Raw genomic sequence first — 12,403 nt, forward strand, 5'->3', positions numbered from 1 at the left:
TGTGCGCACAACAAAAACCAGGGAACCCCCCAAACCATGAAAACGCCCCATGTTTCACACCAACGGCCTGAGGATGAAAATCTCGGGGTCGGCGCGAATATGGCTTACGGCCTGCAACACGTTTTGACCATGTACGGCGGCATCGTTGCGGTGCCTTTGATCATCGGCCAGGCGGCCGGGCTCTCGCCAGCGGACATCGGTTTGTTGATTGCTGCTTCATTGTTTGCAGGGGGGCTGGCGACATTGCTGCAAACCCTGGGCTTACCGTTTTTCGGTTGCCAATTGCCGCTGGTACAGGGCGTGTCGTTCTCTGGTGTCGCGACGATGGTGGCGATTGTCAGCAGCGGCGGGGAGGGCGGGTTTCAATCGATTCTCGGGGCGGTGATTGCCGCGTCGTTGATCGGCCTGCTGATCACGCCGGTGTTCTCGCGAATCACCAAGTTTTTCCCGCCGCTGGTCACGGGCATTGTGATCACCACCATCGGCCTGACGCTGATGCCAGTGGCTGCACGCTGGGCCATGGGCGGTAACAGCCATGCCCCGGACTTTGGCAGCATGGCGAACATCGGTCTGGCGGCGGTGACGCTGGTGCTGGTGCTGCTGTTGAGCAAGATCGGAAGCGCGACCATCTCGCGTTTGTCGATCCTGTTGGCCATGGTCATCGGTACGGTGATCGCGGTGTTCCTTGGCATGGCGGACTTCTCGTCTGTCACTCAAGGCCCGATGTTCGGCTTCCCGACGCCGTTCCACTTTGGCATGCCGACCTTCCACTTCGCCGCGATCCTGTCGATGTGCATCGTGGTCATGGTGACCTTGGTGGAAACCTCGGCCGACATCCTGGCGGTGGGTGAAATCATCGACACCAAGGTCGACTCCAAACGCTTGGGCAACGGCCTGCGCGCCGACATGCTATCGAGCATGATCGCGCCGATCTTCGGCTCCTTCACCCAAAGCGCGTTCGCCCAGAACGTCGGACTGGTGGCGGTGACCGGGATCAAGAGCCGCTTCGTGGTGGCTACCGGCGGTTTGTTTCTGGTGATCCTCGGTTTGCTGCCATTTATGGGCCGCGTCATCGCCGCTGTACCGACTTCTGTCCTCGGCGGCGCCGGTATCGTGCTGTTCGGCACCGTGGCCGCCAGCGGTATTCGTACCCTGTCCAAGGTCGACTACCGCAACAACGTCAACCTGATCATCGTCGCCACCTCCATCGGCTTCGGCATGATCCCCATCGCTGCGCCGAACTTCTACGACCACTTCCCAAGCTGGTTCGCCACGATCTTCCACTCTGGCATCAGCTCCTCGGCGATCATGGCCATCGTGCTGAACCTGACCTTCAACCACCTCACTGCCGGTAACTCCGATCAGCAGTCGGTGTTCGCGGCTGGCACTGAACGCGTCCTGCGCTATCAGGATCTGGCAGCGTTGCGCGAAGGGGATTATTTCAGCGAAGGCAAACTGCGTGACTGCGACGGGAATGAGATTCCGGTGGTGGAGGTGGCCCATGCATCAGACGAGCACCACCCCAGCCATGCGAAAAGCAGTGAGCATGTCTGACGGTTTATAGCCGGAGGATTAAAAGATCGCAGCCTGCGGCAGCTCTTACAGAATTTGTGTTCGCCCGATGAATCACGGGTGTACGCGATTCCCATGTAGGAACTGCCGCAGGCTGCGATCTTTTGACTTTATGAAGAGCCACAAAAAAGCCCCTGAACCTTTCGATTCAGGGGCTTTTCGATATTGCTGTCTGGCTCCACGACCTGGACTCGAACCAGGGACCCAGTGATTAACAGTCACTTGCTCTACCAACTGAGCTATCGCGGAATGGCGCGTATGTTACTGATTCAAAAAGAGAAGTCAAGCACCTGTTAGCAGTTTGATGGGTTCATGGGGACGGACGGTGGTTTATCGACCGTGGGCGGTTACCAGAATCGCCTCAGAGGTCTACCATGGCGGCCCGGAAGTGGTTACACGCGCTGCCGGCCATTCGCCGAAAAGGTACGCGCCATGAATCACCCAACCACCACACTTCGCCACAACGGGGTGTTCGCATGAGCATCGCTCAGATCAGCCTGCCCAAAGGTGTCGGCCCTCACGCCGAAAAACTGTTCGACGCAATCACTCAGGCCAGCACCGCTGACGAATTGAACCGTGCCGGTGGCAAGGCCGAAGGTTTTGTCCTGGGTCTGGAAAGCACCAAGGCCATCAAAAGCCAGGTCGCCGAATCGCTCTACGTCGCCTATGACGACGCTGCCAGCCAGCGCGCAACCGAACTGGCCTAACCGCCGAAGGTGACGGTGGCGAGCATCAGTTTGGCGTACAACATCGTTGCGGCCAGCTGCACTAGCCACAAGGCCAGGCCGCCGAGAAACACGCCGGCAGCGACTTGCATTACCAGGTTGTTACTGCGTTTGGCCGGGGTGCGGGGCACGAAGTGGTCCAGCTCATCGCGGTCGGCGCGTAGGTCATCGTTTTTCATGTTGGCTCTCGTCAGAATTCTCGGGTGTACACAAAACCTGTGGGAGCGAGCCTGCTCGCGAAGGGGTATTGCATTCAACATTGATGTTGGCTGATACGACGCCTTCGCGAGCAGGCTCGCTCCCACATTTGATCTGCGTGCAGTCTAAAGCGGTCGTTCGCTGCGCTGGGAACTATCTGAGGCAAGTAAAACGGGAAGCCCAAGGGCTTCCCGTTTTTTTTACCACTCGACGACTCAGATCACCGCAACGATGGCCTTGGTCACAACGTCGATGTTGCTCTGGTTCAACGCGGCCACGCAGATGCGGCCGGTGTCCAGTGCATAGATGCCGAACTCGCTGCGCAGGCGGGTCACTTGCTCAACCGTCAGGCCGGAGTAGGAGAACATGCCGCGCTGACGACCGACGAAGCTGAAGTCACGCTGTGGAGCTTGCTTCGCCAGCTGCTCAACCATCTGGATGCGCATGCCGCGAATCCGCAGACGCATTTCAGCCAGTTCTTCTTCCCACTGAGCGCGCAGTTCCGGGCTGTTCAGTACAGCGGCGACAATGCTTGCACCGTGGGTCGGCGGGTTGGAGTAGTTGGTGCGGATCACGCGTTTGACCTGCGACAGCACGCGTGCGCTTTCTTCTTTCGATTCGCTGACGATCGACAGGGCGCCCACGCGTTCGCCGTACAGAGAGAACGATTTGGAGAACGAGCTGGAGACGAAGAAGGTCAGGCCCGATTCAGCGAACAGACGCACGGCAGCGGCGTCTTCGTCGATACCATCGCCAAAGCCCTGGTAGGCCATGTCGAGGAACGGTACGTGACCTTTGGCTTTCACCACGTCCAGGACGTTGTTCCAGTCCGCCGGGCTCAGGTCCACGCCGGTCGGGTTATGGCAGCAAGCGTGCAGGACAACGATGGAGCCGGACGGCAGGGCGTTCAAGTCCTCCAGCAAGCCAACACGGTTCACGTCGTGGGTCGCGGCGTCGTAGTAGCGATAGTTCTGCACCGGGAAACCGGCCGTTTCGAACAGCGCGCGGTGGTTTTCCCAGCTCGGGTCGCTGATCGCCACGACGGCGTTCGGCAGCAGTTGCTTGAGGAAGTCGGCACCGATTTTCAGCGCGCCAGTACCGCCAACGGCTTGGGTGGTGATGACGCGGCCAGCGGCGATCAGTGGCGAGTCATTGCCAAACAGCAGTTTCTGTACGGCCTGGTCGTAGGCAGCAATGCCGTCGATTGGCAAGTAGCCACGGGAAGCGTGTTGAGCGACGCGAATCGTCTCGGCTTCGACAACGGCGCGCAGGAGTGGAATTCGCCCCTCCTCGTTGCAGTAAACACCGACCCCCAGGTTGACCTTGTTGGTACGGGTGTCGGCGTTGAATGCTTCGTTGAGGCCCAGGATTGGATCACGTGGTGCCATTTCGACAGCGGAGAACAGGCTCATTTTGCGGCGGCTCTGAATGGAAAGTGGAGGGACGTGTCGCGCTCCAGCCGAATGCACTAGAGCGGTGCACAAACGGGGAGCTAGTATAGAGGCCATCTGCGATTGATGGCGACAGACGATTCGGCTTTTACGGTAAGTTTTTCCGATTATTTCTGGACCGTTAGTCGATTGGCATCGTCAAAGGTTTTACCCGATGTAGGACGTTTGACTTGAAAGCGAGGGCAATCGGCTCCACATTGAGCACAATCCAGTTTTTTCCTCGGGCGACATCGGTCGTTTGCGGTCTTTCCCGTTGCTGCCCGGTTCGGCCGGACAGGCGCGAACCCAGAGGTTTTTCATGTCTGAATTCCAGCTAGTCACCCGCTTCGAGCCCGCCGGCGATCAGCCGGAAGCCATCCGCCTGATGGTCGAGGGCATCGAAGCCGGGCTGGCGCACCAGACGTTGCTCGGTGTGACCGGCTCGGGCAAGACCTTCAGCATCGCCAATGTGATCGCCCAGATTCAGCGTCCGACCCTGGTACTGGCGCCGAACAAGACCCTGGCCGCGCAGTTGTACGGTGAGTTCAAGGCGTTCTTCCCGAACAACGCGGTCGAATACTTCGTTTCCTACTACGACTACTACCAGCCCGAAGCTTATGTGCCTTCGTCGGACACGTTCATTGAGAAAGACGCGTCGATCAACGACCACATCGAGCAAATGCGGCTGTCCGCGACCAAGGCGTTGTTGGAGCGTAAGGACGCGATCATCGTCACCACCGTGTCGTGCATTTACGGTCTGGGCAGTCCGGAAACCTATTTGAAGATGGTGCTGCACGTGGATCGCGGCGACAAGCTCGATCAGCGTGCGTTGCTGCGTCGCTTGGCAGACTTGCAATACACCCGCAACGACATGGAGTTTGCCCGTGCGACCTTCCGGGTCCGCGGCGATGTAATCGATATCCACCCGGCGGAATCCGATTTCGAAGCGATCCGTATCGAACTCTTCGACGATGAAGTCGAGAAGATTTCCGCCTTCGATCCGTTGACCGGCGAAGTGATCCGCCAGTTGCCGCGCTTCACCTTCTATCCGAAAAGCCACTACGTGACGCCACGGGAAACCCTGCTCGGCGCCATCGAAGGCATCAAGGTCGAGCTTCAGGAGCGCCTGGACTACCTGCGTTCCAACAACAAACTGGTGGAAGCGCAGCGCCTGGAGCAGCGCACCCGTTTCGACCTGGAGATGATCCTCGAACTGGGTTACTGCAACGGCATCGAAAACTACTCGCGCTACCTGTCGGGCCGTGAATCCGGCCAGGCACCACCGACCTTGTTTGACTACCTGCCGGCTGACGCCTTGCTGGTGATCGATGAATCCCACGTCAGCGTGCCGCAGGTCGGCGCCATGTATAAGGGCGACCGTTCGCGTAAAGAGACGCTGGTGGAATACGGTTTCCGTCTGCCGTCCGCCCTGGATAACCGGCCGATGCGCTTCGACGAGTTCGAAAACATCAGCCCGCAGACGATTTTTGTCTCGGCCACACCGGGTAATTACGAGGCGGAACACGCCGGTCGCGTGGTCGAGCAACTGGTCCGCCCGACAGGCCTTGTAGACCCGCAAATCGAAATCCGCCCGGCGTTGACCCAGGTCGACGATCTGCTCTCGGAAATCGGCAAGCGTGTGGCGCTGGGAGAGCGGGTGCTGGTCACCACGCTGACCAAGCGCATGTCCGAAGACTTGACCGATTACCTGGCGGACCACGGCGTACGGGTGCGTTATCTGCACTCGGACATCGACACGGTGGAGCGGGTCGAAATCATCCGCGATCTGCGTTTGGGCACCTTTGATGTGCTGGTGGGGATCAACCTGCTGCGTGAAGGTCTCGACATGCCGGAAGTCTCGCTGGTGGCGATCCTCGATGCGGACAAGGAAGGCTTCCTGCGTTCCGAGCGCTCGCTGATCCAGACCATCGGCCGGGCGGCGCGCAACCTCAATGGTCGGGCGATTCTCTACGCGGATCGCATCACCGGTTCCATGGAGCGGGCGATCGGCGAAACCGAGCGTCGTCGCGACAAGCAGCTCGCCTTTAACCTGGCCAATGGCATTACGCCCAAGGGCGTGTTCAAGGACGTTGCCGACATCATGGAAGGCGCCACCGTGCCGGGTTCGCGCAGCAAGAAGCGCAAAGGCATGGCCAAGGCCGCCGAGGAAAGTGCCAAGTACGAAGCTGAACTGCGCTCGCCGGGCGAGATCGCCAAGCGCATCAAGGCGCTGGAAGAGAAAATGTACCAACTCGCCCGCGACCTGGAGTTCGAAGCAGCGGCGCAGATGCGCGACGAGATTGGCAAGTTGCGTGAGCGGTTGATCACTGTTTGAGATTCGTGGTGCCGGGGATGGCCTCTTCGCGAGCAGGCTCGCTCCCACAAGGTTCGCCGTGATCCCTGTGGGAGTGAGCCTGCTCGCGATGGGGGCGCCTCGGTCTCAATGTGCCTCGCCAGCCTTCAATCCCGCCGGCAGCGCCTTGGTCAGCAACACCGCCAACATGCTGATCCCCAGCGCAATCCCGACAAAGTGAAACGCATCGTTGTAAGCCATGATCGACGCCTGCTGATGCGCAATTTCACTGAGCTTGCCCAACGCTGCCGTCTCACTGCCAAACCGATCCGTCAGCGACGCCATCCGCTCAGCCACCTGCGGGTTGGTCGGCACAATCAGGGCCGTGGCGATCAACGAGATGGTCACCATGATCAGCGGCTGGCCCAGCGCGCGGATGATCTGGATTTGATTGAACTGCGGCCCGGCGAAGTCCGGGTTCAACACCCCCGATGAAAAACTCGCCAATCCAAATAGCCCGAAACCTCGCGTGCACAGCCATTTCGGCGGGTTAAATCTGGCATACAGCGAATGAGGGGTAGATGCCATCGGCTGATAATCGGCCATTCACCAAGGCTAGAGCGCGTTGTAGACGCAACCTTGGCTTAAATGCCCTGCTCACTGGAGCCGGGCGGGCAACGCCTGTTACCATTCGCCCTTTGTTTTATCTTCATTTCGAGACTTGCCATGACCACCGTCCGCACTCGCATCGCGCCATCGCCTACCGGGGATCCCCACGTAGGTACCGCTTACATCGCTTTGTTCAACTACTGCTTTGCCAAGCAGCACGGCGGTGAGTTCATCCTGCGGATCGAAGACACCGACCAGTTGCGTTCGACCCGCGAGTCCGAACAACAGATTTTCGACGCCCTGCGTTGGTTGGGTATCGACTGGAGCGAAGGTCCGGACGTTGGCGGCCCGCACGGTCCTTACCGTCAGAGCGAGCGTGGCGACATCTATCAGAAGTACTGCCAGCAACTGGTCGAAATGGGCCACGCTTTCCCGTGCTTCTGCACCGCCGAAGAACTCGACCAGATGCGCGCCGAACAAATGGCTCGCGGCGAAACCCCGCGTTACGACGGCCGTGCGCTGTTGCTGTCCAAGGAAGAAGTCGATCGTCGCCTGGCCGCTGGCGAGCCGCACGTGATCCGCATGAAAGTGCCGAGCGAAGGCGTTTGCGTGGTACCGGACATGCTGCGTGGCGACGTCGAGATCCCTTGGGATCGCATGGACATGCAAGTGCTGATGAAGACCGACGGCCTGCCGACGTACTTCCTGGCCAACGTCGTCGATGACCACCTGATGGGCATCACCCACGTTCTGCGTGGCGAAGAGTGGCTGCCGTCGGCGCCGAAACTGATTCTGCTGTACGAATACTTCGGCTGGGAACAACCAGAGCTGTGCTACATGCCGCTGCTGCGTAACCCGGACAAGAGCAAGCTGTCCAAGCGCAAGAACCCGACCTCGGTGACGTTCTACGAGCGCATGGGTTTTATGCCGGAAGCGATGCTCAACTACCTCGGTCGCATGGGCTGGTCGATGCCGGACGAGCGCGAGAAGTTCTCGCTGCAGGAAATGGTCGACCACTTCGATCTGAGCCGCGTCTCCCTCGGCGGGCCGATTTTTGACATCGAGAAACTGTCGTGGCTCAACGGCCAATGGTTGCGTGACCTGCCGGTGGAAGAGTTCGCTTCGCGCCTGCAAACATGGGCGTTGAACCCGGAATACATGATGAAGATCGCGCCGCACGTGCAAGGTCGGGTTGAAACATTCAGCCAGGTAGCACCGCTGGCCGGTTTCTTCTTCGCCGGTGGCGTGAATCCAGACGCCAAGCTGTTTGAATCCAAGAAGCTGTCGGGCGATCAGGTGCGTCAGTTGATGCAGTTGATTTTGTGGAAGCTGGAAAGCCTGCGCCAGTGGGAGAAGGACAGCATCACCGCAACGATTCAAGCGGTGGTCGAATCCCTGGAACTGAAGCTGCGTGATGCCATGCCACTGATGTTTGCCGCGATCACTGGCCAGGCCAGTTCGGTGTCGGTGCTTGATGCGATGGAAATCCTGGGTCCGGACCTGACCCGTTTCCGTCTGCGCCAGGCGATCGACTTGCTGGGCGGCGTGTCGAAGAAGGAAAACAAGGAGTGGGAAAAACTCTTGGGCAACATCGCCTGATTCCCACTGTTCTCTGTAGCAGCTGCCGAAGGCTGCGTTGGGCTGCGCAGCAGCCCCTTATGGCAGCAGCACAATCTGTCTGAAAGGGCAGGGTGGCTGAATCGCGAGTGCTACGCACTCGAACGCAGCCTGCGGCAGCTGCTACAAGAACGGATACACCCCCGGATTTACGGGGGAGGGTGGTAAGTGATTGTTATGTCGGCAAAAAACTTTGAAATATTTTAAAAATAAGTTTGACAGCCTTCCGGTGCGCCATTAAGATTCGCCCCGTCCTCAGCGATGAGGGGCTATAGCTCAGCTGGGAGAGCGCTTGCATGGCATGCAAGAGGTCGACGGTTCGATCCCGTCTAGCTCCACCAATTTACACTTCAAGGCCTGGCCACACCGGTCTTGAAGCGATCAACACTCAGCGTTGATCTGTTGTATAGAAGGGTTTGCGTCCCCTTCGTCTAGTGGCCTAGGACACCGCCCTTTCACGGCGGTAACAGGGGTTCGAGTCCCCTAGGGGACGCCAGTTTTACAGAAGCGATGTTGCAAGATGTCGCTCCGCCGCGAGGCGAAAAATCCGGGGCTATAGCTCAGCTGGGAGAGCGCCTGCATGGCATGCAGGAGGTCAGCGGTTCGATCCCGCTTAGCTCCACCAATTTTACAGTTCAAGGTCTGGCCACACCGGTCTTGAATCGATCAGCTCTCAGCACTGATCAGTTGTATAGAAGGTTTTGCGTCCCCTTCGTCTAGTGGCCTAGGACACCGCCCTTTCACGGCGGTAACAGGGGTTCGAGTCCCCTAGGGGACGCCACGATTACCCGCTCTGCGGGATTTTATAAGGGTCATTCAATTATTGAATGGCCCTTTTGTTTGTCTGGCGTTTGGCCAAATCCCCTATTTCTTTCAAACTGTTCTTCAGACCAGCGGTCACATTCACGACTTGCGTAAAATTATTATGAGAATAATATTCTAGTCGTAATATTCGGAGGCAACGATGAACGATAAAAAAGCTCAAACCCGCGAACGCATCCTCAAAGCTGCCAGCGCAGCGCTGATTCAGCGCGGCCCGGCCGAACCGAGCGTAGGCGAAGTGATGGGCGCGGCCGGCCTGACCGTCGGCGGCTTCTACGCGCACTTCGAAAGCAAGGACGCGATGATGCTGGAAGCGTTCAAGCAGCTGCTCGGTCACCGCCGTGGCTTGATCGCCGACATGGACGCCGAGTTGACCGGCGAAGAGCGTCGCGCGCTGGTTGCTGCGTTTTATCTGTCACGCAAACACCGTGATTCCTCCGAGTCAGCGTGCCCGATTCCGGCTTCTGTCGGTGAGCTGGGCCGTCTGCCGGACGCGTTTCGCGTGGCGTTGAATGAGCATGTGGAAATGATGGTCGCGCAGTTGGCGGCCAGCCCGGAAGACACCGACAAGGCCCTGGCCGACATGGCCTTGATGGTGGGTGGTTTGGCTTTGGCTCGCGCGTTGGGGCCAGGAGAATTGTCCGATCGATTGCTGCGCGCCGCCAAGTCTGCGGTGCTGTGACCTATAGGCCTAGGCCTAGGCCTGAGGAGTGAGAGCGATGAGCACGTTGAAGTGGGTTCGTGGCGTTAATGGCACCTTGGGCTGGGTCGCACCAAAACTGGTTGCGAACATAATGCGACTGGCATTCATGACGCCGCGCGAGCTGCCGCCGCGTGATTGGGAATTGCCGCTGCTGGCGACATCCGAGCGGATCACCTTGCGCTTCGGTCTCTCGGCACTGCGTTGGGGGCAGGGCCCGGCCGTGTTGCTGATGCATGGTTGGGAAGGCCGGCCGACGCAGTTTGCCAGCCTCATCACCGCGCTGGTCGATGCCGGTTACACCGTGGTGGCTCTGGACGGCCCGGCCCACGGTCGCTCGCCGGGCAGCGAAGCGAACGTTGTGCTGTTTGCTCGTGCCATGCTTGAAGCCGCTGCCGAGTTGCCGCCGCTGCAAGCGGTTATCGGTCACTCCATGGGTGGTGCCAGTGCCATGCTCGCCGTTCAACTGGGCTTGCGCACCGAAACCCTGGTCACGATCGCCGCCCCGGCTCGGATTCTCGGCGTGTTGCGCGGTTTCGCCCGTTACGTGCGGTTGCCACCGAAAGCCCGTTCAGCGTTCATTCGTCAGATCGAAAGAGACGTCGGCATGCGCGCTGCGGCGCTGGATGTCGCGCACTATCAACTCGACATGCCCGGCCTGATCGTCCATGCCGAAGACGACTGCTACGTTCCGGTCAAGGAATCGCAGCTGATCAACGAAGCCTGGTTTGACAGCCGTCTGTTGCGCCTGGAAGCAGGTGGTCATCAACGGGTGCTGGCTGATCCTCGGGTGATCGAAGGCGTTCTTTCGCTGCTGGCCGGTCGCAGTCTGCAATCGCGCCAATTGGCCTGAGCATCCGTTACACTGCCCCGGTCAAAATTTTCTGACCAGGAGTGGGGCATGGGCTGGGATCGGGCAACGCCATTTATCATTGATCTGGAAGTCGGCGCAGAGGACATCGATGGGCTGGGGCACGCGAATAACGCGGTGTACGTGACCTGGCTCGAACGCTGTGCCTGGCGCCACTCCCAGCGGCTTGGCCTGGACCTGGTCGAGTATCGTCGGCTGGATCGGGCGATGGCGGTGGTGCGGCACGAGATCGATTACCTGGCGGCCGCCTATGAAGGCGATGAGTTGCAATTGGCGACCTGGATCGTCGATTGGGACCAGCGTCTGAAAATGACCCGACACTTCCAGTTGAAGCGCCCCAGCGACAACACCACGTTGCTGCGGGCGCAGACCACCTTCGTCTGCATTGAACTGTCGACCGGCAAGCCCAAGCGCATGCCAGCGGAATTCATCGAGGGCTACGGCCCGGCATTACAGGTCTTGGATGTAACCAAAATCTAATGTGGGAGCGATGTTCTGCAGATTTTCCGCGCAATCCAGTAAACTGCCGCACGTTTTTCGTTGAGTGTGTTTTTCATGCAAATTGCTTTGGCGCCCATGGAGGGGTTGGTCGACAACATCCTGCGGGACGTGCTGACCCGTGTGGGCGGTATCGATTGGTGCGTGACCGAGTTCATTCGGATCAACGATCAACTGCTTACGCCTGCCTATTACCACAAGTTCGGCCCGGAACTGCTGACCGGCGCCCGCACCGCATCCGGGGTGCCGCTGCGGGTGCAGCTGCTTGGTTCCGATCCGGTATGCCTGGCGGAAAACGCTGCGCTGGCGTGCGAACTGGGTTCCGAGGTCATCGACCTGAACTTCGGCTGCCCGGCCAAGACTGTGAACAAGTCCCGTGGCGGTGCGGTGCTGCTCAAAGAACCTGAGCTGCTGAACCAGATCGTCGAACACGTGCGTCGCGCCGTTCCGGCGCACATTCCAGTGACTGCCAAGATGCGCCTCGGTTTCGACAGCCCGGACGGTGCGCTGGTGTGTGCCACGGCCCTGGCCGAAGGTGGCGCGGCGCACATCGTGGTTCACGCGCGGACCAAAACTGACGGCTACAAGCCGCCAGCCCATTGGGAATGGATCCCCCGGGTGCAGGATGTGGTCAAGGTTCCAGTGTTCGCCAATGGCGACATCTGGAGTGTCGAAGACTGGCGTCGTTGCCGTGAAATCAGCGGCGTCGAGGACATCATGCTCGGTCGCGGCCTGGTTTCGCGCCCGGACCTGGCACGGCAAATCGCAATGGCGCGGGCCGGTGAGGACGTCGTCGAGATGACCTGGGCCGAGTTGTTGCCGCTGATTCAGGACTTCTGGCTGCAAGCCAAGGCGCAGATGACGCCGCGCCAATCGCCGGGTCGCTTGAAGCAGTGGCTGGCAATGCTGACCCGCAATTATCCCGAAGCGGTCGAGCTGTTTACCGTGCTGCGTCGCGAGACCGAACTGGATCAGGTCTCGCGTTTACTGGGTCTTCAGGTGTCTGAAGCGGCCTGAATCCAATCCAGTCAACGGGACGCAAAACCCAGCGCTGCAGCACTAAGGCAG

General features: G+C 59.5%; 10 protein-coding genes, 5 tRNA genes and 1 pseudogene. 12 read left to right on the forward strand and 4 right to left on the reverse strand.

Features of this window, described 5'->3' with window-relative positions:
• Nucleotides 1–36: 36 nt before the first annotated feature.
• Nucleotides 37–1,554, forward strand: a complete 1,518-nt coding sequence (locus QFX16_RS10270) for a nucleobase:cation symporter-2 family protein (RefSeq protein WP_283183828.1) — start codon at nucleotides 37–39, stop codon at nucleotides 1,552–1,554.
• A gap of 191 nt (nucleotides 1,555–1,745) precedes the next feature.
• Here QFX16_RS10270 and QFX16_RS10275 read toward each other — a convergent pair.
• A tRNA-Asn gene (locus QFX16_RS10275) sits at nucleotides 1,746–1,821 on the reverse strand.
• 227 nt (nucleotides 1,822–2,048) lie between these two features.
• On the opposite strand from QFX16_RS10275, the gene QFX16_RS10280 reads away from it, so the two are divergent.
• The gene (locus QFX16_RS10280) at nucleotides 2,049–2,279 is read left to right on the forward strand and encodes a hypothetical protein (RefSeq protein ID WP_008007186.1); all 231 of its coding nucleotides are present in this window, start codon (nucleotides 2,049–2,051) and stop codon (nucleotides 2,277–2,279) included.
• Here the strand turns inward: QFX16_RS10280 and QFX16_RS10285 are convergent.
• Nucleotides 2,276–2,476, reverse strand: a complete 201-nt coding sequence (locus QFX16_RS10285) for a hypothetical protein (RefSeq protein ID WP_095128607.1) — start codon at nucleotides 2,474–2,476, stop codon at nucleotides 2,276–2,278. The genes QFX16_RS10280 and QFX16_RS10285 overlap by 4 nt on opposite strands.
• 234 nt (nucleotides 2,477–2,710) lie before the next feature.
• Nucleotides 2,711–3,907: an amino acid aminotransferase gene (locus QFX16_RS10290; protein WP_046047749.1), complete on the reverse strand. Its 1,197-nt coding sequence runs from the start codon at nucleotides 3,905–3,907 to the stop codon at nucleotides 2,711–2,713.
• Between the two features lie 337 nt (nucleotides 3,908–4,244).
• Here QFX16_RS10290 and uvrB point away from each other — a divergent pair, with 337 nt between their 5' ends.
• Nucleotides 4,245–6,260 carry an excinuclease ABC subunit UvrB gene (uvrB, locus tag QFX16_RS10295; RefSeq protein WP_283183829.1) on the forward strand — a complete coding sequence of 672 codons (2,016 nt, stop codon included), beginning with the start codon at nucleotides 4,245–4,247 and terminating at the stop codon, nucleotides 6,258–6,260.
• Between the two features lie 105 nt (nucleotides 6,261–6,365).
• On the opposite strand, the pseudogene QFX16_RS10300 reads toward uvrB, so the two are convergent.
• A pseudogene (locus QFX16_RS10300) lies at nucleotides 6,366–6,776 on the reverse strand (EmrB/QacA family drug resistance transporter); the annotation flags it as partial.
• Nucleotides 6,777–6,944: 168 nt separating this feature from the next.
• On the opposite strand from QFX16_RS10300, the gene gltX reads away from it, so the two are divergent.
• The 9 genes from gltX to QFX16_RS10345 all read left to right on the forward strand — a co-directional run bounded on the left by gltX (nucleotide 6,945) and on the right by QFX16_RS10345 (nucleotide 12,352).
• Complete coding sequence (gene gltX, locus QFX16_RS10305) at nucleotides 6,945–8,426, forward strand: glutamate--tRNA ligase (protein WP_283183830.1); 1,482 nt, start codon at nucleotides 6,945–6,947, stop codon at nucleotides 8,424–8,426.
• A 283-nt stretch (nucleotides 8,427–8,709) separates the two neighbouring features.
• A tRNA-Ala gene (locus tag QFX16_RS10310) sits at nucleotides 8,710–8,785 on the forward strand.
• A gap of 79 nt (nucleotides 8,786–8,864) precedes the next feature.
• Nucleotides 8,865–8,940, forward strand: a tRNA-Glu gene (locus QFX16_RS10315).
• Nucleotides 8,941–8,993: 53 nt separating this feature from the next.
• Nucleotides 8,994–9,069 (forward strand) — tRNA-Ala (locus tag QFX16_RS10320).
• 80 nt (nucleotides 9,070–9,149) lie between these two features.
• Nucleotides 9,150–9,225 (forward strand) — tRNA-Glu (locus QFX16_RS10325).
• Between the two features lie 183 nt (nucleotides 9,226–9,408).
• Nucleotides 9,409–9,948, forward strand: coding sequence for a TetR/AcrR family transcriptional regulator (locus QFX16_RS10330; protein ID WP_008028313.1), 540 nt, complete (start codon nucleotides 9,409–9,411; stop codon nucleotides 9,946–9,948).
• 37 nt (nucleotides 9,949–9,985) lie between these two features.
• Entirely contained in the window at nucleotides 9,986–10,819 is an 834-nt protein-coding gene (locus QFX16_RS10335) for an alpha/beta fold hydrolase (protein WP_283183831.1), read from the forward strand.
• Between the two features lie 48 nt (nucleotides 10,820–10,867).
• Entirely contained in the window at nucleotides 10,868–11,317 is a 450-nt protein-coding gene (locus QFX16_RS10340) for an acyl-CoA thioesterase (protein WP_283183832.1), read from the forward strand.
• Between the two features lie 75 nt (nucleotides 11,318–11,392).
• Nucleotides 11,393–12,352: a tRNA dihydrouridine synthase gene (locus QFX16_RS10345; RefSeq protein WP_046054225.1), complete on the forward strand. Its 960-nt coding sequence runs from the start codon at nucleotides 11,393–11,395 to the stop codon at nucleotides 12,350–12,352.
• Nucleotides 12,353–12,403: the final 51 nt, after the last annotated feature.

Source organism: Pseudomonas svalbardensis (genome assembly GCF_030053115.1).
GTDB classification, from domain to species: Bacteria; Pseudomonadota; Gammaproteobacteria; order Pseudomonadales; family Pseudomonadaceae; genus Aquipseudomonas; species Aquipseudomonas svalbardensis.

Coding starts and splice junctions, on each gene's coding strand:
- QFX16_RS10270 (WP_283183828.1), top strand. CDS start 37: ATGAAAACGCCCCATGTTTCACACCAACGGCCTGAGGATGAAAATCTC.
- QFX16_RS10280 (WP_008007186.1), top strand. CDS start 2,049: ATGAGCATCGCTCAGATCAGCCTGCCCAAAGGTGTCGGCCCTCACGCC.
- QFX16_RS10285 (WP_095128607.1), bottom strand. CDS start 2,476: ATGAAAAACGATGACCTACGCGCCGACCGCGATGAGCTGGACCACTTC.
- QFX16_RS10290 (WP_046047749.1), bottom strand. CDS start 3,907: ATGAGCCTGTTCTCCGCTGTCGAAATGGCACCACGTGATCCAATCCTG.
- uvrB (WP_283183829.1), top strand. CDS start 4,245: ATGTCTGAATTCCAGCTAGTCACCCGCTTCGAGCCCGCCGGCGATCAG.
- gltX (WP_283183830.1), top strand. CDS start 6,945: ATGACCACCGTCCGCACTCGCATCGCGCCATCGCCTACCGGGGATCCC.
- QFX16_RS10330 (WP_008028313.1), top strand. CDS start 9,409: ATGAACGATAAAAAAGCTCAAACCCGCGAACGCATCCTCAAAGCTGCC.
- QFX16_RS10335 (WP_283183831.1), top strand. CDS start 9,986: ATGAGCACGTTGAAGTGGGTTCGTGGCGTTAATGGCACCTTGGGCTGG.
- QFX16_RS10340 (WP_283183832.1), top strand. CDS start 10,868: ATGGGCTGGGATCGGGCAACGCCATTTATCATTGATCTGGAAGTCGGC.
- QFX16_RS10345 (WP_046054225.1), top strand. CDS start 11,393: ATGCAAATTGCTTTGGCGCCCATGGAGGGGTTGGTCGACAACATCCTG.